This window comes from Marinobacter psychrophilus, from assembly GCF_001043175.1.
Lineage (GTDB): Bacteria > Pseudomonadota > Gammaproteobacteria > Pseudomonadales > Oleiphilaceae > Marinobacter > Marinobacter psychrophilus.
In genome coordinates, this window is sequence record NZ_CP011494.1 from 60,414 (window position 1) to 80,878 (window position 20,465).

A 20,465-nucleotide genomic window follows, 5' to 3' on the forward strand; every position below is an offset into this window, starting at 1 on the left:
CCTTGGCCCGTCTGGCTCTTGCAACCCTGCCCAAACGCAAAAAAGTAGGCACCGCCGGTGCGCCAGCGTGGATTGTGACCTTTGCCGACCTGGCCACTTTGCTGCTGACGTTTTTCATACTGCTGTTGTCGTTCGCCGAAATGGATATTGAAAAATACAAAGCGATGGCCGGCTCGATGTCTGTTGCGTTCGGTTCAGGCAATTTGATCGCGGATGGCGGTGGCAGTTTGCCGATCAAGATTTCTGACGGGAACAGCAGCTTGGATCCAGACACACAGTTGCAGGCTGAGCCTGAATTGATCGACGAGCGCTCGACCAGCGGTAGCGTTACTCTGGTGTCTGAAGACGAGGTTATGATATCTGAAGGCGAGGCTCTGATGTCTGAAGGCGTGATTACTTTGGCTAGTAGTTTGATTCGGGAGCTGGAAACCGAAGTGGCTAGCGGCGCCCTGAGCGTCGACTATGATGAACACCAAGTGATCATCCGCTTCTCTGAAGATGCCACATTTTTGTCGGGCGACGCCACTATTAAGAAAGCAATGCTGCCTATCATCGAGCGGGTAGTGGGCGTGCTGAAAAATTGCCGCGGCGATGTGGTGGTGGCCGGATATACAGACGATAGGCCCATCGCCAGCAGCCGTTACCGTTCCAACTGGGATCTTTCAGCGGCGCGGGCGGTGTCGGTAGTACACGAACTGGTTCTGAACCGTGATGTGCCTGCCGATCGGGTGATGGCTGCCGGCCGTGCTGAAACCAACCCGCTGGTGCCCAATAACAGCCCGGAAAACCGTGCCGTGAACCGGCGGGTGGAAATTGCCATTCGCGGCCCGGTATGCGAGGACGACGCGCCTATCGAGCAGTTGCCGGCAGAAGTCATACCCTAAATAGGCGAGCTACCGCGAGATTAGCTCAAGGAAAGACTCGGGTATGAGGTTGATAAGCTATTTGCCACGACATTGGCACCCATCAGCAAGGTCGTGAGAGACGGGTCCAAAACCGAACTTCAAATCTGATTGAGGTGCTTTGAAGGCCGTAACAATAGTGTGAACAACATAAGCTTGATCAGATTCATGACTTATTGTGCACAACAGGCGCGGGCAAATGTCGCTTAGATTAATAATGGTAGTCGCTGGCTTTTTCGGCTAGATATTCATCTTTGAGCTTTACATAGTTGCTGGCGGTGTAAGAAAAAAAGCCGCGTTCCTCATCGGTCAGCGCCCTTGCCTGCTTACACGGTGAGCCGACATAAAGATAGCCGGATTGCAAACGCTTGCCTGGGGGTACCAGGCAGCCCGCGCCGATAATCACTTCGTCTTCCACTACCGCACCGTCCATGATGATACAGCCCATACCCACCAGTACCCGGTGACCCACAGTACAGCCATGCAGTAGTGCCTTGTGACCGATGGTGACGTCGTCACCAATAATCAGCGGCCAACCGCCGGGGTTGAATGCACTGGCGTGAGTGATGTGCAGCACAGAGCCGTCTTGAACACTGCAGCGCGCGCCAATGCAGATTTTGTGCATGTCACCACGCACCACCGTCATCGGCCAAATCGAACAGTCTTCGCCGGTTGTCACATCGCCGATCACAACTGCGCTGGGGTCTACCCAGTTGCGCTCACCAAATTGTGGCGTGCTACCCTTGTGAGAACGTACATTCGCCATTACATAGTCCTATTACGGGGAATATTCCGAAGTTGGAGGGTGATCAGGGAGTTGGCTTTGCAACACCGGGCGTAGCCAAGAAAGGTGGAGCTCAAACCGCACAGGACATTTTTTGAGGTGCGTTTTGAAAAGCAGACTCCCTGATCGCCTTGCTCCATAGATATTCTTTTCAAACTACCCGACATTTGAACCGCTGAGAAGGGGAATGATGAACAATCCACTACTGACCAACGACTTGCTACCCAAATTTGAACACGTGCGCACTGAGCATATGGAACAAGCGATCGACCAGATTCTCAGTGAAAATCGCATGAAAATTACCAGCCTGGCGCAGAACAAAGAACCTGACTGGGACACTCTTGTGCAGCCCATGCAGTCGCTTGAGGACAAACTGAGCAACGCTTGGTCGGTAATCTCCCATCTGAACGCGGTGATGAACAACGACGACCTACGCAAAGTGTACAAAAACTGTCTGAAAAAGCTCACCGAGTACAGCACCGAGCTGAGCCAGAATGCGGTTTTGTGCGAGGCCTACAAAAAGCTGGCCGTCCGCGATGATTTCAACAAACTAAGCGAAGCCCAGCGAAAAGCAGTGGAAAACACTCAGCGGGACTTCCACTTGGGTGGCGTTGATTTGCCGGATGATCAAAAAAAGCGCTACGCCGACCTGACCCGCGAGCTCTCGGAGCTTTCCAATAGCTTCAGTGATAACGTTCTGGACGCCACCCAGCATTGGTTTAAGCAAATCTCCGATAAGAGCGAGTTGGCCGGCGTGCCTGAAAGTGCTCTTGAAGGCGCTAAAGCGGCGGCTAAACAGAAAGATCTGGATGGTTATGTCATTACTCTGCACTTCCCCAGCTTCCACCCGGTAATGACTTACTGCGACAATCGCGAGTTACGCCGCGAAGTGTATGAAGCTTTTGCTACCCGTGCTTCCGATATGGGGCCAGACGCTGGCACTTGGGATAACACTCCGGTGATGGCGGAAATCCTAAAACGACGCCACGCCCTGGCACAACTACTGGGCTTTAATAACTTTGCCGAGCGCTCGCTGGTCACAAAAATGGCCCGCGATACTGATGAAGTATTAGACTTTTTGACGGATCTGGCGAATAAAGCCAAGCCGGTGGCAGAGCAGGAATTCGCCGAGCTCAAGGCCTTTGCAAAAGACGAACATGGTTTAGATGACTTGCAGGCTTGGGACATTGGTTACTACAGCGAAAAATTGCGCCAACAGCGCTATGACATTTCCCCGGAAGCCCTGCGCCCCTGGTTTCCGGTGGACAAGGTGGTACCTGGCCTGTTCTGCGTGACAGAAAAGCTGTTCGATATCCAGATTGAAGCCAAACCAGACGTAGAAACCTGGCACGAAGACGCCACCGCTTACTGCATCAGCCGTAACGGCGAGCCCATTGCCTGGTTCTATTTAGACCTGTTTGCCCGCCAAGGCAAGCGTGGCGGTGCCTGGATGGCGGATTGCCGGGTACGCTGGCGAAACCTGCACGGCACCCTGCAGTTGCCGGTGGCTTTCCTGACCTGTAACTTCACCCCACCGGTGAACGGCAAGCCGTCGCTACTGACCCACGATGAGGTCACCACCCTGTTCCACGAGTTCGGCCACGGCTTGCACCACATGCTGACCCAGGTGGAGGTAATGGACGTGTCGGGTATTAATGGTGTGGCCTGGGACGCGGTTGAACTGCCGAGCCAGTTCCTCGAAAACTGGTGCTGGAACCCGGAATCGCTGGCGCTGATTGCTGCCCACCACGAAACTGGGGAGCCGTTACCGCAGGATATGTTGGAAAAGCTGTTAGCCGCGAAGAACTTCCAGTCGGGAATGGGGTTGGTGCGTCAGCTTGAATTCTCGCTGTTCGATTTCCGCCTGCACGCCGAGTTCGTCGACGCAGCGCCAACCAATCCGCTGGATATGCACCGCCGGGTGCGTAGGGAAATTGCGGTGGTGGAATCACCAGAGTTTAACCGCTTCCCCAACTCTTTTTCCCACATCTTCGCCGGTGGTTACGCAGCAGGCTATTACAGCTACAAATGGGCTGAAGTGCTGGCGGCTGACGCATTTTCGTTGTTCGAGCAAAACGGCATTTTCGACCCGCAAACCGGCAAGTCGTTCTTGCAAAATATTCTGGAGAAAGGCGGTTCACAAGAACCCATGGAGCTGTTCAAGGCCTTCCGCGGCCGCGAGCCCGAGGTAGACGCACTGTTGCAGCAAACTGGCATCAGCCCACAAGTCGCCTGACTCCGTTTGCCATCGGCAACCCGCCCCTGTCGGCCAAGTCCGGCGGGGGCCACTTAATATGGAGTTATCAAATGCCAAGCCCGAAGCGTTTCATCGCCGGAGCCGTTTGCCCTCGCTGTGCGGAAATGGACAAAATTACCATGTATACCGACGACGCCGGTGAGCAAATCCGCGCATGCGTGGTTTGCGGTTTCACCGACGGCATCTCTGACGTAGAAGCTCCGGCTGCCCCGGAACTGCAAACCCGCGTGAACAAGCGCAAAAACGAAGATGACCATACCGTTAAGCAGGTGGTGTTCTTCAAAGGGTCTGGGGATTAGATTCTATTTAGAGGTCTGATTTTTTGGTGGAAGGTCGAGGATGTGGGGTGTCTTTTCTTCTGGGAAAAACAACTCGCTTCGCTCAGACATATTTTTCCTGACAGAAAAGACGCCCCACACCCTTCCCATTTGACTGTAGAGATAGGCTGACAAACAACACAACCAGTTTTTCCGCAAAGGAACGGATTTCAACTCCGTCCCTGGTTTTTCTTTAAAGTTTAAGGGGACAGATTTCAAATCTGTCCCCTTAAACTTTAAAGAACCATCGCCGCAACCCACCCGAAACCAAGCAAAGGCAAGTTGAAGTGCAAGAACGTGGGCACCACTGAATCCCATATGTGATTGTGCTGGCCGTCGGCATTCAGGCCGGCGGTGGGCCCAAGTGTCGAGTCAGACGCTGGCGAACCCGCGTCACCCAAGGCACCTGCGGTGCCGACTAAGGCAATGATGGCCATGGAGCTAAAACCCATTTCCAGCGCCATCGGCACATACAGCGCCGCAATGATGGGAATGGTGGAGAAGGACGAGCCAATACCCAAGGTAATCAAGAGGCCTACCAGCAGCATCAGCAGGGCCGCCAGGGCTTTGTTGGCGCCGATGATGTCGACCGAGCTTTGCACCAGAGTGGTGATTTCGCCGGTTTCGCGCATGACTTCGGCAAAGCCGGAAGCGGCGATCATTATGAAACCAATCATCGCCAGCATTTTCATGCCTTCGGTGAACAGGTCGTCGGCTTCTTTCCACTTCACCACGCCCGACAGGTTGAACAGTAGGAAGCCGGCCAATGCGCCCAGAATCATGGAGCCGAGCCACAACTGCACCACAAAGGTGACTACAATGGCGGCCAGCGCCATTACCAAGGTCATGGGTTTGTAGGTGGTGGTGACTTTTTCAGTGCGGGTTATGGCGCTGAGATTGTAGTTACGTTCGCCGCGGTAGGTAATAAAAATAGCGACCAGCAGGCCACAGAGCATACCCAGGGCAGGCAAAGCCATGGCTTTCATGACGCTGAGACCTTCGATATCGCCACCATTGGCGCTGATTTTGGCCATCAGAATTTCGTTCAGGTAAATACCGCCAAAACCCACGGGTATGAACATGTACGGGGTAATCAGACCAAAGGTGAGTGCGCAGGCCACCATGCGGCGGTCCATTTTCAGCTTTGCCATGACATACAACAGCGGCGGAACCACCAGTGGAATAAACGCAATGTGAATCGGCAGGATGTTCTGGGACGACAGTGCAATGGCCACCAGAATGGCGATGATCATGTAGCGCACGCTTTTTACAGCCGTAATGCTGCCTTCGCTTTGCCCGACTTTGGCAAGGATTTTGTCGGCCAGCAGGTTGGCCAGGCCAGATTTACCGATAGCAACCGCAAAGGCGCCCAGAACGGCGTACGACAGCGCCACTTTGGCGCCTCCACCCAGGCCATTGTTGAAGGCATCAATGGTGTCGTTCAGCGACATTCCGGCAATCAGGCCGCCGGAAACGGCACCTACTATCAGGGCAACAACAACGTGAATGCGGGCCAAGCTTAATACAAGCATGATCAGCACCGCAGCGACAACTGCATTCATGGCAAACTCCGGGTATGCGTAATGAGTTATCCGGCCTTCTTGCGAAGGCCGAGATTATGAAAACGCGGTAATGTGCAGTAATTTGCCAGCTTAGTCAAAGGGCGTGTGTAACGTTTAGGGTTGGTCGATACGAGCAAAACGCGGAAGCTGCTCCCCTGCAACGTTTACGGTTTCGCGGAATATGCTGAGGGGGCGCACCCAAAGGCTGTAATCGCCGTAGAGGCAGCGGTAGACCACCAATTTTTCCTCGGTCTCGCTGTGGCGGGCAATGTCGATCACTTCGTAATCTTTGCCCTTGTAGTGCCGATAGCGGCCCGGAAGGACATCTATTTCTTTTTTAGTCATGCGGGTGTTGTGCCTTGTTTGCGTTGCACTTGTTTTTGCTGCTGTTGTCTTTATAACCTTTTTGTGACCTTTTTTCGCTGCGGGCTTTCAAAGATGCTGGATATCTGGGTACATCGGTAGCAGTTTTTTAATCAGCCGATTCTGCGCCGCTGTTGGCACGGGTTCCACGCACGGTGGCGTTTAGCAGCAGGTTGCGGCCAAGCACAGTGGCAAAAAAACAGTTTGGACCCGGCAAAATAGACGTCCATGCCGCTGTCGTCTCGGGCACCGATAGCTTCCAGTACCGTAAAATCCTGCTGCCGTTTGTGCTGCACGCCGGCAGACCACTGGCCCCAAGTTCTATAGAGAGCGTCTCCTGTCAGCCGTACTTTCACCCCGAAAACATCCTGATTGAGTTCATCCTTTTTTAAGGCTGCTTAGATCCAGGGTCTTCCGTGCGAATGTAACTTCAGCCCGGGTGCTGAAAAAACGTGTCATGGCGAAGGCTCCGGCGTTTTTTCACTCAGTTCCTGCTGGCGTTCTGCCAGGGCTGTAACCGTTTGCGCAAGTTTATCCGCAGAAACCGGACGGCTCAGATAAAAGCCTTGGCCGACATCGCAGCCCCAAGCCTGCAGCAATTTCCAGGTTTCAAGGTTCTCGATACCCTCGGCGACTACTTTTAGCCCAAGCCCGTGGGCCATATCGATGGTGGATCTTACAATCAACTGGTCCTGAGGTTCGGAATTTAGTCTGAGCACAAAGGATTTGTCTATTTTCAGTTCCTGAACGGGTAGTTTGCGCAGCTGTGAAAGCGAAGAATAGCCAGTACCAAAATCGTCAACGGACAGGGTTACGCCGAGGTTACGGAGGCGGTTCAATGTCGCCATCGCTTCTACTGGGTCCTCCATCAATGCGCCTTCTGTTACTTCCAGAGTGATGCGCTCCATGTTGTGGTGCCAGTCGCTGAAAATGCTGGCTACGCGATCGGTCAGTGCCGGCCAGGTCAAGTCCATTGCGGACAGGTTGATTGCGACACCGACATCCAGGCCCGCGTTGAACCAGGCGCGGGCATCGTTGGCAACCTTCTGCAGGACATGATCTGTCAGGTCATGGATCTGCCCAGACTGCTCGGCAAGGAAGGTGAATTCTTCCGGTGATATAAAGCCCAGTTCCGGGTGTATCCAGCGCACCAGAGCTTCCACTTGAAGCAACTGCCCGGTGCCGTTATCCAATTTAGGTTGGTAGTTCATGTGCAGGTCGTCGTGGCGTATTGCACTGTGCAGGTCTGAGACCAGTTTGAGTTCGCGTAGGTGGTTTTCATCTTGACCCGGCTTATATCGCGCAATCGCAACACCTTTTTGCAAAGCCTGCTCAAAGGTCAGGTTTACGCGTCTTCTCAGCTCATTGGTTTGGCTGGCATCGGCAGGTAATTGCAGTGTTATCAAGCTTGCACGTAGGGAAAACGGGGTGTTGTCGATATTTAGGGGTGATTCGGCAATGTTACGCAAAGTCAGCGCAAGTTGCTCCAGCGCTTCAGGGCTAAGCTTGGGAATCAGAGCCAGAAACTCACCGCCACCGGTGCGAGCAATCAGGCTGGCATCCGGAAGTTCATCACGCAGCCGTTGCGAGAGACTAAGCAGAATTTTGTCGCCGAACTCCAGGCCAAGCGTATCGTTGATGTCAGAAAGGTCGCTAACGCGCAGGCCGATCAGGCTACAGGGTTTACCGGCGTTAAAGCCATCTTCGGCTTTTTGCAGCAAGGCGTTACGGTTGCCCAGCCCGGTGACTTCGTCATGGCTTGCGGTATGGCGGATTTCCGTTTCACGACGGATAAGCCGGGCCAGTGTGTCCCGAAGCGTATCTCTGAGTTGCCTCAGCTCGCCTCCGGTGCGGATGTCAGGCACTGGCGGGTTTTCCCCCTGCCCAACGGCTCGAGCGTAATGGGCCAGTTGCAACACCGGCCGGCCAAGATGCCTGGCGGTAAGCAGTGCCAGTAATATGGCAAGTGCCATGATGACAGTCACCAGCATGGCTATTTCCAGGCCGCGACTGTAATAGTTTTGCAGACTGGCTTCCCGGCTGGTTAGTAGAACCGCCTCGAATGAGCTTTGCTCGAAAACACCCAGGTTTAGCGTGCGGGTGAAGTAGCGGTCGCTTTTGATGAAGTTTCGGTCATTTGCAGATATTTTTAGAGCTGGGTTCCCGGCGTTTTCGATATCGGAGGACGCGGCAAAGTTAGTGAATCCGCCGGAGCCATTCGGGCTTGCTCGAAAAATAACCGAACTGCCGCTGAGCCGGGCGATGACATTAGCCAGTTCCTGATTGAGCTCGAAACCGGCAACCAGCCATGCTCTTAATCCGGGTGCTTCGACAGGAATGACCAGCACCTCATAGCCGCGCTGGTTAATGATGAGCAGTGAACGGTCAGCACCGTTTTTACGCGCTGTGGCCAGCTGCGTTTCGGTAATGTTGGGTATCGTTTGTGTCAACGTAGATGCCAAGAGTTGTCCCTGGCTATCCAGCAGTAGCGCAAAGTCTGCGTTTACGTGCGCGCTGTGGTTTTCCAGAGCGCTGTTCAGGGTTGCCGGATTGCGGCTGGCAATGGCAGAACGAAAACCAAAGTCGCGGACAACGACATCCAAACGGGAGAGCTCGAGATCGGTGCGGCGGTCAATCATCTCTGTGGTCAAGCGCTCGGCTATCGTGAGTTGTTCCATGGCACGGCGCTGTTCGTCTTCGAACAGGTACACCATCATCAGCGCGCCGATCAGCAGGCTTACCAGCGCGACCATAGCAACCATGGCCGTAACCAGGCGACCGCGAAACCCTATGCGGTTAGTCCGTCCACCCATCAAAGTTCCTGAAATCGCTTTTGAAGATCATTCATCGGGCTCTCGATGCGTGGCTCGGGCGTAAGCTCAATGCTGACGGTTTCTCTACTGGGATTTGTCAGGCTGGTCGCATTAATTTCCCGAACCAGCGGCCTGGTGTTGTCTGGTAGGCGTGGGTGCCAGACATTCAGGCTCAGCGAGCCGGGTACCTGAGTGTCGCCGAAGTCTAGCGCGATCGTTACCTCGCCCTGCTCATTGGTTTGGCCGATGGCTCGGCTATCGGCGACAACAATGACGGCCTCCATATCGATAAACCCGCTAACCTTCTCCTTTAAAGTGGCAACAGTGGTCAGGTGCCTGCGGGGCTTCAGCAAACACGGAATCCTCGTTTAGCACTCAGTTGCGGAGGGTATAGCGGCCTGAACCTAGGAAAAACACGGCTACAGCACTCATCAGATAGAAGAACTGCAGTTCCAGGTGCAGCCCGCCGTTGCTGCCGAGCAGCATCAACTGGTGGCTGTGGACTAGAATCAGGGCCACCAACATGTTTGCCACAATTAACAAGGAGCCGGTGCGGGTGTGAAAACCCAGAATAATCATCAATGGGGCCAGTACTTCGCCAATGATTACGCCCCAGGCCAGAAACGCCGGCAGGTTAAGGCTGATTAGCTGGGCTTCAATAAAGCCCACACCGTTCATCAGTTTATCGATGCCGTGAAACAACAGCAGGCAGCCCAAAGTGAGGCGGATAATCAGTTTTCCAAGATCGGTATTGGTAAGCATGGTTTGGGCCCCGGGGCAGGTAAAAGACAGCGCACAGCTTAACGACTTCGGCGTCAGGCGCAAGGCAATGAATGTGATATAAAAAATGCTGAGTGTAAAAGGGGCTAGCGCCGGCGGCGATTGCCCAGAGTAAAGCGGATGTGGTTGCGCACCAGCAGATTTTCCCAATACTGACGCATTGAGTCCCAAGCCGCGTTGTTGGCTCGTGCCACGAACGGGTCCAGATCAAGATCGTAGTAGTTCGGGCTGCCGGCAATCTGCCGCACGGTTATCGCTACCGCGTCGTCCAGCTCGTTGGCGAAGGGCTCGCCAATGAGCTCGTGTACCAGCAGGTTGGCCCGTGTGGCCTCCAAATCCACCAGTTGGCTGCGGCGGAAGCTGTGGTTATTTTCGTACATATCTTCCATCAGGCGGTGGCACAGATAGGCGCTGATTAGCAGCCCGTCAAGGCCGATATAGTGGCTAAGAAGCACAGACGGGTTGGTGAAAAAACGGGTGGCGGCGTCTAGAAAGGGCGTGAATAGACCTTCGTGGCCGGCTTCGCGGGCGCAGGTGTCAACCGCGTGAATCAGCCGCGGGGCTGTTTCGATGTATTCCACTGAAAACTGAAACAGGCAGCTAGCCGGCGCTTGACTGTTAAAGCTGATGCACGTTGGCAGCGCCTTGGCACGCAACTGCAGTTGGCGCCAAAAAGCGCCTGAGCGAGCTTCCCTGCACCTTGCAGTGTCAATGATGTCCAGGACTGCTTTCGGAGTCATGTACACGGTTGCCGGTGTCGATACGTAAAAAGATCGCATGGCGCCTCCCGTTCATGTCACGGGTATATGGGTTGTGCAGGCAAATGACCTGGTTAGGTGCAGGGTGAAGCCTGTAATGTAAATAAAGTGTAGACGACTATTTCAGCCTTGCCGGCCGGGGCGATAACAATTTAACTTGGCTGTGGGAAGCTGTTATCGGCTTTCCTTATCGCGAAACCAGCGCCCCTGACGATTAAAGTGCAGGTATACCAACCCCATACTCAGTGCTCGCGCCAGCATCAGGCTGATCATCGCAAACCACAGCCCGTGATTTCCCCAGTCGGTGGTTAGCCACCACACCGGCAAATATACGCCCAGGGCGGCAAATAGCATGGTGTTCTGCATGGCTCGGGTTTGGGTGGCGCCAATGAAAACGCCGTCAAATAGAAACCCCCACACCGCGGTGAAAGGCAGCAGCCACACCCAGGGCAGATACTGCCAAGCGTTGATTTGCACGGCTTCGATGTTGGTTAATAATCCGATCAGCGTCTGGCCGCCCAGCACGAAAAGCGCTGTCAGCAGCAAGGCACCCCAAATCGACCAGCGTAGGGCGGTGTCGAATACCCGCTTGAACTGGCGCCGGCTGCCACGGCCGACGGCCTCGCCGATCAGAGCTTCAGCGGCGTTAGCAAAGCCATCCAGGGCGTTGGAGATAACCAGCAGAAAAGTAAACAGTACCGCGTTGGCTGCCAGAATAGCGTCGCCTTGGCGCGCGCCTTGAGCGGTAAAAAAGGCAAACGCCAGCAGCAAGGCGATGGTGCGCACCATAATAAAACGGTTTACCTGAAGTATGCGCAGGTAGTCGGCAAGGGTGCCAATCAGCGCGCGGGTCATGCGCTGGCCTTCGGGCATGCGCCGTAACACGATCGCCAAACCAATCAGCGCCGCACCGTATTCCGCTATCACCGTAGCCATGGCCACCCCGCGGCTGTTCCAGCCGAATCCGGTCACAAACAGCACGTCTAGAACTAGATTCACACCGTTGGCCACCACCAGCATGATCATTGGGCCGCGGGAATACTGGGTGCCAATCAGCCAACCCACCAGGGTGTACTGGCACAGTACCGCCGGCGCGCTCCAGATGCGGATGGCAGCGTATTCGGAGGCTAGTTCCAACACGCCTGCGCTGGGGTTCATCAGCGACAGACCGGCGTGTATCAATGGCTTTTGAAAAGTAATCAGCACCAAACCGATGACGACTGCCAACAACAGCGAGCGCACCAGCAGTGCTACCTGCTCATGCTCGTCACGTTTGCCCCAGGCCTGAGCCACCAAACCGGTGGTGCCCATGCGCATAAAGCCGAAGGTCCAATACAAAATGCTGAACAGGTTAGCGCCCACAGCCACAGCGCCGAGGTATTGCGGATCTGGCAGGTGCCCCAGCACAGCGGTGTCTACCAGGCCAAGCATTGGTACAGTCAGGTTGGTAAGCATCAACGGCCACGCCAAGGCCCACAATCGGCGGTCCAGACGGGTCAAACGGTGCAAAGGCTTCATAAACGGCTACCCAGAACAGTCACGGCGGTAAAGCGTTGGGATCATAACATTGTTGAATTTCAGCTGTTTGTTAGCCTTTTCATTATCTGTGTCTATACTGACATTTAAGATATTCAAATACAGACTGTCACCCAACAATAATAATCCATGTGGAGACGCAATATGCGTGTGCGCGCAAAACGGGCTTGGGCCCTATGCGGCTTGGCTTTGTTCCCGGCAATGTCCATGGCGGACTGGGCCATGAACATGAGACCCGGTGTTACCCAAACCAGCAACGACATTTATGGCTTGCACATGACCATTCTGTGGATCTGTGTCGTCATCGGTGTTGTGGTGTTCGGCGTCATGTTCTGGTCGATCTTCGCCCATCGTAAGTCTCGCGGTCACAAACCCGCGAATTTCCACGAGAACACCACAGTGGAAGTGCTTTGGACCATCATTCCTCTGGTTATTCTTGTGGCTATGGCGGTTCCGGCCACCGTCACGCTGATTGATATGTATGACACCACCGAAGCTGATGTGGACATCAAGATCACCGGCTATCAGTGGAAATGGAAATACGACTACCTAGACGACGAGTTCGGTTACTTCTCCAGTTTGAGCACCCCCCGCGACCAGATTAATAACCGCCAGACCAAAGGCGAAAATTACTTGCTGGAAGTCGATAACCCGCTGGTGGTGCCGGTGGGCCAGAAAGTTCGATTGTTGATGACCGCAAACGATGTGATTCACTCTTGGTGGGTGCCAGAGTTCGGACTGAAAAAAGACGCCATTCCCGGTTTTATCAACGAAGCCTGGATACGAGTGGACACGCCGGGTACCTACCGCGGCCAGTGCACCGAGCTGTGCGGTAAAGACCACGGCTTCATGCCCATTGTTGTAGAAGCGGTGCCGCAGGCTGAATACCAGACCTGGGTTGGTGAGCAGCGCGCCGCGGCTGAGAAAGAAAAAGAGCTGACTCAAAAAGAATGGACCATGGCCGAGCTGATGGAGCGCGGTGAGCAAAGCTACCAAAGCGCTTGTGCCGCCTGCCACCAGGCCGATGGCAGCGGCTTGCCGCCGTCGTTTCCGGCGCTGCGTGGCAGTGCTATCGCCGTCGGCGACATGACTGGCCATATCGATATTGTGGTCAACGGCAAGCGCGGTACCGCCATGCAAGCCTTTGGCGAGCAGCTCAACGAAGTCGATATTGCGGCGATTATCACCTACGAGCGTAACGCCTGGGGTAACAACGTCGGCGACATGGTGACGCCCAAGGAAATTTTTGATTACAAGGTTCAGCAACAACAGTGACCCGTTGGCGGCGCCACGCTGCCAACCCAGACCTCTACAAGAATAACACGGCGGTTACGGGAGAAATTATGAGTACGGTTGCAGACGCTCACACCTCAGAGCATTCTTTAGGGCAGAACCACGATCATCACGGTCCAGCCAAGGGTTGGACTCGTTGGCTGTTTACGACCAACCACAAAGATATCGGGACCATGTACCTGATATTCAGTTTCGCTATGTTTTTGTTGGGCGGCTCCATGGCTATGGTCATCCGCGCCGAACTGTTCCAGCCCGGGTTACAAATCGTACAGCCGGAATTTTTCAACCAGATGACCACCATGCACGGGCTTATTATGGTGTTCGGTGCAGTGATGCCGGCCTTTGTGGGTCTGGCTAACTGGATGTTACCGCTGATGGTTGGTGCACCGGATATGGCGCTGCCGCGGATGAACAATTGGAGCTTTTGGTTGCTGCCCTGCTCCTTCCTGATTCTGGTATCCACTCTGTTTATGGATGGTGGCGGCCCTAACTTCGGCTGGACATTCTATGCGCCGCTGTCGACTACTTACGGTCCACCCAGTACCACTTACTTCATATTTGCCCTGCATATTGCCGGTGCGTCGTCGATTATGGGCGCCATCAACGTGATTGCCACGATTCTGAACATGCGTGCGCCGGGCATGACACTGATGAAAATGCCCCTGTTTGTCTGGACCTGGCTGATTACCGCGTTTCTTTTGCTGGCGGTTATGCCGGTGCTGGCAGGCGTGTTGACCATGATGCTGATGGACATCAATTTCGGCACCAGCTTCTTTGACGCCTCTGGCGGCGGTGACCCGGTGCTGTTCCAGCACATATTCTGGTTCTTCGGGCACCCCGAGGTGTACATCATGATTTTGCCGGCGTTTGGTGCTATTTCGCACATAATCCCGGCATTTTCCCGCAAACCGCTGTTTGGCTATGCCTCTATGGTGTACGCGGTGGGCGCTATTGCGCTGCTGTCTTTTTTGGTATGGGCTCACCACATGTTTACGGTGGGTATTCCCATTGCCGGCCAGTTGTTCTTTATGTACGCCACGTTGCTGATCGCGGTACCCACCGGGGTTAAGGTGTTTAATTGGGTAGCGACCATGTTCCGCGGTTCGATGACCTTCGAGGCCCCGATGCTGTTTGCCATTGCGTTCATCATTCTGTTCACTGTGGGTGGGTTCTCCGGGCTGATGCTGGCCATTGCTCCGGCCGATTTCCAATACCACGACACCTACTTTGTGGTGGCGCATTTCCATTACGTGCTGGTGCCAGGCGCAATTTTTGGGATCTTTGCTTCTGCGTACTTTTGGCTGCCCAAGTGGACCGGCTATATGTATGACGAAACCCTGGCCAAGACCCATTTCTGGCTGTCGTTTGTGGGTATGAACCTGGCGTTTTTCCCCATGCACTTTTTGGGGCTGGCGGGTATGCCGCGGCGAATTCCGGATTACGCCCTGCAATTTGCCGATTTCAACATGGTGTCTAGCATAGGTGCATTCGTGTTCGGGGCTACCCAGCTTCTGTTTCTGTTTATCGTTGTGAAATGCGCCCGCGGCGGCGGTGAACATGCAGCGGCCAAGCCCTGGGACGGCGCAGAGGGCCTCGAATGGACAGTGCCTTCACCTGCGCCTTACCACACCTTCTCCACACCACCGGAGGTGCATTGATTATGTCGGAACACCAGGAGTATTACGTACCGGATCAAAGCAAGTGGCCGATTATTGCTACGTTTGGGCTGGGTACAACGCTGTTTGGCGCAGCCACTATTATGGTTGACGGCGGTCAGGGTGCCAGTACCAGAAGTGGCTGGATGATCTTTATTGTGGGCATGTTATTGATGGCCTATATGATTTTCGGCTGGTTTGGCAGCGTGGTGCGTGAAAGCCGCGCTGGCCTTTACAGCCCACAAATGGACCGGTCTTTCCGCTGGGGCATGAGCTGGTTTATTTTTTCTGAAATCATGTTTTTCGCAGCGTTTTTTGGCGCCCTGTTTTACGCCCGGGTGTTTGCCATTCCCTGGCTGGGGGGCGAGGGCGATCGCGGTAGCTCGAATATGTTGTGGGAAGGGTTTCAGGCGACCTGGCCGTTGCTTAACACGCCCGACCCTAGCTTGTACCCAGCGCCCAAGGGGGTTATCGGGCCCTGGGGCTTGCCGTTGATAAACACCATTTTATTGGTGAGCTCGTCATTCACCATTACCGTTGCCCATCATGCGTTAAGGGCCGATAACCGTAAAAAATTGAAGCTGTGGCTGGGCGCCACGATTATTCTGGCGCTGGTATTTGTGGGTTTGCAGGCCGAAGAATACATGCACGCCTATCAGGATCTGAACCTGACGCTGCAGTCCGGGATTTATGGCAGTACCTTTTTTATGTTGACCGGGTTCCACGGCGCTCACGTGATTTTGGGCACCATCATGTTGATTGTGATGCTAATACGCATTAGCAAAGGTCATTTCAGCGCTGATAACCACTTCGGGTTCGAGGCGGTGGCCTGGTATTGGCACTTCGTCGATGTGGTTTGGTTGGTGCTGTTTGTCTTTGTGTACGTGATCTGACATTGCACATCTGCCTTGTCAGAGCTGCTATCAGGGCTGACGTTAGGGTGTCGGATTCAGCGTTAAGCCGCCTTGCCAAAGCGACAGCAGAATGACCAGCAGCAACAGCACGCTCAGGGCAACGCGCAGCGCGAGGGAATTGATGACGCGATTGGTTTTTCCACCGTCGCGAATGAGAAAAAACAGGCCGCTGAACAGGCTGACGATCACCGCCAGTAATAGGGTAACAATGAGAGTTTTTAACATGTACAGGTCCGCTCGGTTAGCTTGTCTGTTCACTATAGCAAAGCATGGGTGATTCGCAGGGTCCACGGCGTTACTGGCACTGGGATTGGCGTCTTATGCTGTTTAGCGGGCTGTTTTTGCCGCTGTTACTGGGTTTGGGGGTGTGGCAGCTGCAGCGCGCCGAGTTTAAGCAGCAACAGCAGGTTCAGTGGGACCAGCAGACATCTGAATTGGCCTGGCCGCAGCTGGTAGAACAAGGCCTGGACGCAGGTCGCCCCGTGCAGCTTAACGGATCGTATGGAGACACCACCTGGCTGCTGGACAATCGCACCCGTGATGGCATGGCCGGATACGAAGTGTTAACGGTGTTTTATCCACTCCAGGGGCCTGCGCTGGTTGTAAATCGCGGCTGGGTAATTGCACCGCGTACCCGCGAGCAGTTGCCGGAAATCCCAGCAACACAAAAATGGGTAGAAATTTCCGGGCGCCTGGCAGACTTTCCCCAACCACCGGTGCTGGCGGCCGTTCAGCCAGGCAGCGGTTGGCCAAGGCGGGTGCAAAGCCTGCCTCCGGAGGTGGCGCAGGACGTGGTGCCGGAATTGCCCAGGTTGATTTTGCGCCTGGCTGACCAGAACCAGCCTGGCGCATTGCGGGCCGACTGGGCGCCAGACCGAATGGCCGTCGCAACCCATTACGGTTACGCTACCCAGTGGTTTGCGTTGGCGCTAATGCTAACTATATTGACGGTGGTGGCCAGTTACCGTAAAGCTGCAGATTAGCAATGCAGAAGTCCTGTAGTAATGTTTTCGCAGTTCTACTTAATCGTCGTTCTTTAACAGACGTCACCCGTTCAGGAGCCAATAATGACAACAACGGTGGCCCAGCAGACTTCCCAGAAAGCCTCACCCAAGCCCATGAGTCCGCAGCAGATACGCAAAGGGCGGCGCATGGCGCTGCTGCTTATGGCGGTGGGTTTTGGCCCGATTATTCTGGCCAGCGCGATGTTCTACGGCGGCCGGCTCAATCCGGCTGAGCATACGAACAACGGTGCTTTGGTGACGCCTCTTGTTCCGCTTAGCGATTTGCAGTTGCAAACCGCACAGGGCGCGCCTTTGGCAGCCCGTTTCGGCCCCACGCAAACCAGCGCCACCTGGTTGCTTCTGGTGGTGGCGGACAATTGCACCGAGGTTTGCCAACAACTGCTGTACACCACCCGTCAAACCAATATTGCGCTCGGCAAATACGCCACGCGGGTCAGCCGTGGTGCAGCCCTGACAAGCCTGCCACCGGCTCTTGCTCAGCGCTGGCCAGCAGACTTTGAACGTATGGAGCGGTTTGAGCCGTTACCGGCCCAAACTCCCGTATGGCCACCGGGCGTGGAGCCAACCCAAGCGCCACAACTTTTGCTGGTAGACCCATTAGGCAACATTATGATGCGCTACCCGGCAAGTGTGCCGGGGGGCGATGTGTTGGATGACCTGAAACATCTGCTGAAAATCTCGCGAATCGGCTAAGGCGGGTGATGATGACAACGAATTACGCCAGCAATACCGAATCCATTACGGTACCTCGTCTGATGTTGCGTCTGGCCGTTCTGGCCGTTGGGCTGGCCGTGGTGGTAATCATGCTCGGCGCCTGGACCCGACTGGTACACGCCGGCCTGGGTTGCCCGGACTGGCCTGGTTGCTACGGTTTTCTGACGGTGCCGCAGAGCGAAACCAAAATGGCCATTGCCAATGCGCGCTTTCCCGAAACTCCGGTGGATGTTGCCAAAGGATGGCCCGAGATGATTCACCGCTATGCTGCCGGCCTGTTGGGCATTCTGGTGTTCGGGCTGGCAGCTTACGCTGTGCGCCAACGCAAACTGAACGTCCCGGTAAAACTGCCCCTGTTTATAGCCGGTTTTATCGTGCTGCAAGGCGCGTTTGGCATGTGGACTGTGACTCTGAAATTGTGGCCCCAGGTGGTGGCTTTGCATTTGCTAGGAGGCTTTACCACCCTGAGTTTGCTGGCGCTGCTGGTGTTAAGGCTACGCAGCCGCGTTCGGGGCGGGTTGGCGCAAACAGTCGTGTTGAAGTCCGCCGGCACGCGTCTCTGGCTTTATGGCGGGCTGCTGCTGGTGATTATGCAGATTGCCTTGGGCGGGTGGACAGCCGCCAACTACGCCGCCGTGGCTTGTACCGACTTACCCACCTGTGGTGGCCAGTGGTGGCCGCAAGACATGGACTTTGCCCACGGCTTTGATATAACCCAGCACGTTGGGCCCAATTATCTGGGAGGTAAGCTTAACGCTGATGGCCGGGTGGCTATTCATGTCAGCCATCGCCTGGGCGCCGTCGTTGTGCTGGTTTATTTCAGCGTGCTACTGGGACTGCTGTGGGCCCGGCGCCGGCGCAATGGCCTGGGCCAGTCAGTGGCGGTGGTAGCGGTTGTTCTGCTGGCACAGATTGGGCTGGGCTTGGCTAATGTGATTATTTACATTCCGCTGGCGGTTGCCGTGGCTCATAACGCCACCGGTGCGCTGTTGTTGCTGAGCGTAATTCACCTAATCTGGCATCAACGTCAGTTGTCCCAAGGCTTGCAGGCACAGCTTTCGGGCGCTAAAGACAATAAAAACAATTCGACGAATTCAGAAAAGCATCAGGAGATAACGGCATGAGTGAGCAAGCGAACGTTTTGCCGGTTCCAGCCAACGCTATTGGCAATTCTTTAGGGAACTCTTTAGGCAACACTGTCGATAATTCTGTCGGCCATTCGGCCGGTAACCGTGCCGCGGCGGACTGGCGTGACTATCTGGAGCTGACCAAACCCAAAGTCGTTGCGATGATGATACTTACTTCGGTCATTGGCATGCTGCTGGCGGTTTCCGGTCTGCCGTCTTTGCAAGTTCTGGTGTTTGGCAACGCTGGCATTGCGTTGCTGGCCGGGGCGGCCGCGGTGATTAACCACGTTGTGGACCAGAAAGTGGACATTGTTATGGCGCGCACTCACAAGCGCCCGGTCGCCACGGGGCGGATTTCGGCAGCTGAAGGGCTGTTATTTGCAGGCGTATTGGCGCTGAGCGGTATGGTGATATTGATGTTGCTGGTGAACAGCCTGACAGCCTGGCTGACACTAGCGTCGCTGGTGGGTTATGCCGGCGTGTACACGCTTTTTCTGAAACGGGCCACGCCGCAGAATATTGTGATTGGCGGGTTAGCCGGCGCCATGCCGCCGCTGCTGGGCTGGACTGCGGTAACCGGGCAGGTAGATGGCCACGCGCTGCTGCTGGTGCTGATTATTTTCGCTTGGACGCCACCACATTTCTGGGCATTGGCAATTCACCGTAAGGAAGAGTACGCCAAGGCCCGCATCCCCATGCTGCCGGTGACCCACGGTAATCACTACACGGAACTGCACATCCTCCTGTACACTATTATTCTGCTTGCGGTTAGCCTGCTACCGTTTGTGACTGGAATGTCCGGTATGATTTATCTAATCGGCGCTCTTGTACTTGGCTCGCGTTTTTTACAGTATGCGATACGCTTGCTGCGCGATGACGATCGAAGTGTAGCGCTGGACACCTTCAAATATTCCATCACCTATCTAATGGCATTGTTTGTCATTTTACTGGTTGATCACTATGCCATTATTTGATGCCTGACATGGAGCCCCGATGACCCGCCAGATTCGCACAACGGTAATCCTGCTAATACTGGCGGTGGTGGCTGTATTCGGCCTTTCGATAGCGCGGTATTGGCTGGCGGAGCCAGCACCGGTTGAACCGCCACCGGACTTGGCCAGTGCCAATATCTATGTGTACGAGCCGCCGCGGCCGGTGATTGAATTCGAACTTACCGATGAAAATGGCCAGACCGTTACCCGTGAAAATCTCCGCGGCCATTGGACCTTTGCTTTTGTAGGCTACACCAACTGCCCTGATATCTGCCCGGTAGCCATGGCGGCCCTGCGCCAGACCAATAAGTTGCTGCCTGCGACCTTGCCCCAGCCCCGTTACCTGCTGATCAGCGCCGACCCAGAACACGACACACCTGAAGTTTTAAAAAATTATACGGGCTTCTTTGGTGAAAATTTCCACGGTTACAGTGGTGATATAGACATAACCCGCGCCCTGGCGACCAGTTTGGGAGCGGTGTTTGTGCAGCGTGAAACGGAGGGTGGTTTACTGGTGGACCACAGTGGCCATTTTGCGCTGATCGGCCCCTCAGCTGAAGTGGTGGCGCTGATCCAGCCGCCCCATAAACCGCAGCAACTAGCCGATGGCTTCGAGCAGATTTACCGCTGGGCAGATCGCCAGCGTCAGACAAACAGCTCCGCTTATTAAGTC

The 20,465-nt window shown here is 54.9% G+C and carries 21 protein-coding genes and 1 pseudogene; 11 read left to right on the plus strand and 11 right to left on the minus strand.

The genetic code is table 11. The features are described from left to right. Nucleotides 1–2 precede the first annotated feature (2 nt). Nucleotides 3–884: a flagellar motor protein MotB gene (locus ABA45_RS00230; protein ID WP_048383483.1), complete on the plus strand. Its 882-nt coding sequence runs from the start codon at nt 3–5 to the stop codon at nt 882–884. Nucleotides 885–1,113: 229 nt separating this feature from the next. Here the strand turns inward: ABA45_RS00230 and ABA45_RS00235 are convergent, their stop codons facing one another. Then, entirely contained in the window at nt 1,114–1,668 is a 555-nt protein-coding gene (locus ABA45_RS00235; RefSeq protein ID WP_048383485.1) for a gamma carbonic anhydrase family protein, read from the minus strand. A 208-nt stretch (nt 1,669–1,876) separates the two neighbouring features. Here ABA45_RS00235 and prlC point away from each other — a divergent pair, with 208 nt between their 5' ends. Together prlC and ABA45_RS00245 are read left to right on the plus strand one after the other, a co-directional pair. Next, on the plus strand, nt 1,877–3,922 hold the full coding sequence (gene prlC, locus ABA45_RS00240; protein WP_048383487.1) for an oligopeptidase A: 2,046 nt from the start codon (nt 1,877–1,879) through the stop codon (nt 3,920–3,922). A gap of 71 nt (nt 3,923–3,993) precedes the next feature. Beyond that, nucleotides 3,994–4,242 (plus strand): YheV family putative zinc ribbon protein, encoded by a 249-nt coding sequence (locus tag ABA45_RS00245; protein WP_048383489.1) that lies wholly within the window; start codon nt 3,994–3,996, stop codon nt 4,240–4,242. Between the two features lie 254 nt (nt 4,243–4,496). Here the strand turns inward: ABA45_RS00245 and ABA45_RS00250 are convergent, their stop codons facing one another. The 9 genes and pseudogenes from ABA45_RS00250 to ABA45_RS00285 all read right to left on the minus strand — a co-directional run bounded on the left by ABA45_RS00250 (nt 4,497) and on the right by ABA45_RS00285 (nt 12,054). Next, nucleotides 4,497–5,822 carry a Na+/H+ antiporter family protein gene (locus ABA45_RS00250; RefSeq protein WP_048383491.1) on the minus strand — a complete coding sequence of 442 codons (1,326 nt, stop codon included), beginning with the start codon at nt 5,820–5,822 and terminating at the stop codon, nt 4,497–4,499. Nucleotides 5,823–5,936: 114 nt separating this feature from the next. Beyond that, entirely contained in the window at nt 5,937–6,167 is a 231-nt protein-coding gene (locus tag ABA45_RS00255) for a DUF1653 domain-containing protein (protein ID WP_048383493.1), read from the minus strand. Nucleotides 6,168–6,294: 127 nt separating this feature from the next. Then, nucleotides 6,295–6,435 carry a hypothetical protein gene (locus tag ABA45_RS19150; RefSeq protein WP_227506268.1) on the minus strand — a complete coding sequence of 47 codons (141 nt, stop codon included), beginning with the start codon at nt 6,433–6,435 and terminating at the stop codon, nt 6,295–6,297. Nucleotides 6,436–6,439: 4 nt separating this feature from the next. Further along, nucleotides 6,440–6,541 (minus strand): annotated as a pseudogene (locus ABA45_RS19155) (DUF3034 family protein); the annotation flags it as partial. A gap of 99 nt (nt 6,542–6,640) precedes the next feature. Continuing rightward, nucleotides 6,641–8,998: a putative bifunctional diguanylate cyclase/phosphodiesterase gene (locus ABA45_RS00265; RefSeq protein WP_048383495.1), complete on the minus strand. Its 2,358-nt coding sequence runs from the start codon at nt 8,996–8,998 to the stop codon at nt 6,641–6,643. After that, nucleotides 8,998–9,351: a hypothetical protein gene (locus ABA45_RS00270; protein WP_227506083.1), complete on the minus strand. Its 354-nt coding sequence runs from the start codon at nt 9,349–9,351 to the stop codon at nt 8,998–9,000. Before ABA45_RS00270 ends, ABA45_RS00265 begins: the two co-directional genes overlap by 1 nt. A 22-nt stretch (nt 9,352–9,373) precedes the next feature. Continuing rightward, complete coding sequence (locus tag ABA45_RS00275) at nt 9,374–9,760, minus strand: DoxX family protein (RefSeq protein WP_048383499.1); 387 nt, start codon at nt 9,758–9,760, stop codon at nt 9,374–9,376. A 104-nt stretch (nt 9,761–9,864) separates the two neighbouring features. After that, a complete protein-coding gene (locus tag ABA45_RS00280; protein ID WP_048383501.1) occupies nt 9,865–10,518 on the minus strand; it encodes a hypothetical protein in 654 nt (217 codons plus the stop codon). Between the two features lie 192 nt (nt 10,519–10,710). Further along, complete coding sequence (locus ABA45_RS00285; RefSeq protein ID WP_048383503.1) at nt 10,711–12,054, minus strand: MATE family efflux transporter; 1,344 nt, start codon at nt 12,052–12,054, stop codon at nt 10,711–10,713. A gap of 162 nt (nt 12,055–12,216) precedes the next feature. Here ABA45_RS00285 and coxB point away from each other — a divergent pair, with 162 nt between their 5' ends. The 3 genes from coxB to ABA45_RS00300 all read left to right on the plus strand — a co-directional run bounded on the left by coxB (nt 12,217) and on the right by ABA45_RS00300 (nt 15,913). Further along, nucleotides 12,217–13,347, plus strand: a complete 1,131-nt coding sequence (gene coxB / locus ABA45_RS00290; RefSeq protein ID WP_048383505.1) for a cytochrome c oxidase subunit II — start codon at nt 12,217–12,219, stop codon at nt 13,345–13,347. A 68-nt stretch (nt 13,348–13,415) separates the two neighbouring features. After that, nucleotides 13,416–15,023 (plus strand): cytochrome c oxidase subunit I, encoded by a 1,608-nt coding sequence (ctaD, locus tag ABA45_RS00295; RefSeq protein ID WP_048388527.1) that lies wholly within the window; start codon nt 13,416–13,418, stop codon nt 15,021–15,023. A 2-nt stretch (nt 15,024–15,025) separates the two neighbouring features. Continuing rightward, nucleotides 15,026–15,913, plus strand: coding sequence for a cytochrome c oxidase subunit 3 (locus ABA45_RS00300; protein ID WP_014869382.1), 888 nt, complete (start codon nt 15,026–15,028; stop codon nt 15,911–15,913). A gap of 42 nt (nt 15,914–15,955) precedes the next feature. On the opposite strand, the gene ABA45_RS00305 is transcribed toward ABA45_RS00300, so the two are convergent. Then, nucleotides 15,956–16,159: a twin transmembrane helix small protein gene (locus ABA45_RS00305; protein ID WP_014869383.1), complete on the minus strand. Its 204-nt coding sequence runs from the start codon at nt 16,157–16,159 to the stop codon at nt 15,956–15,958. A 44-nt stretch (nt 16,160–16,203) separates the two neighbouring features. On the opposite strand from ABA45_RS00305, the gene ABA45_RS00310 reads away from it, so the two are divergent. The 5 genes from ABA45_RS00310 to ABA45_RS00330 all read left to right on the plus strand — a co-directional run bounded on the left by ABA45_RS00310 (nt 16,204) and on the right by ABA45_RS00330 (nt 20,462). After that, nucleotides 16,204–16,917 carry an SURF1 family protein gene (locus ABA45_RS00310; RefSeq protein ID WP_227506085.1) on the plus strand — a complete coding sequence of 238 codons (714 nt, stop codon included), beginning with the start codon at nt 16,204–16,206 and terminating at the stop codon, nt 16,915–16,917. A gap of 84 nt (nt 16,918–17,001) precedes the next feature. Continuing rightward, nucleotides 17,002–17,652 (plus strand): hypothetical protein, encoded by a 651-nt coding sequence (locus ABA45_RS00315; protein WP_048383509.1) that lies wholly within the window; start codon nt 17,002–17,004, stop codon nt 17,650–17,652. Between the two features lie 11 nt (nt 17,653–17,663). Beyond that, nucleotides 17,664–18,797 carry a COX15/CtaA family protein gene (locus ABA45_RS00320; protein ID WP_048383511.1) on the plus strand — a complete coding sequence of 378 codons (1,134 nt, stop codon included), beginning with the start codon at nt 17,664–17,666 and terminating at the stop codon, nt 18,795–18,797. Further along, the gene (gene cyoE / locus ABA45_RS00325; protein ID WP_048383513.1) at nt 18,794–19,774 is read left to right on the plus strand and encodes a heme o synthase; all 981 of its coding nucleotides are present in this window, start codon (nt 18,794–18,796) and stop codon (nt 19,772–19,774) included. The genes ABA45_RS00320 and cyoE overlap by 4 nt, the downstream gene beginning before the upstream one ends. 19 nt (nt 19,775–19,793) lie before the next feature. Beyond that, nucleotides 19,794–20,462, plus strand: a complete 669-nt coding sequence (locus tag ABA45_RS00330; RefSeq protein ID WP_048383515.1) for an SCO family protein — start codon at nt 19,794–19,796, stop codon at nt 20,460–20,462. The last annotated feature ends 3 nt before the right edge of the window (nt 20,463–20,465 follow it).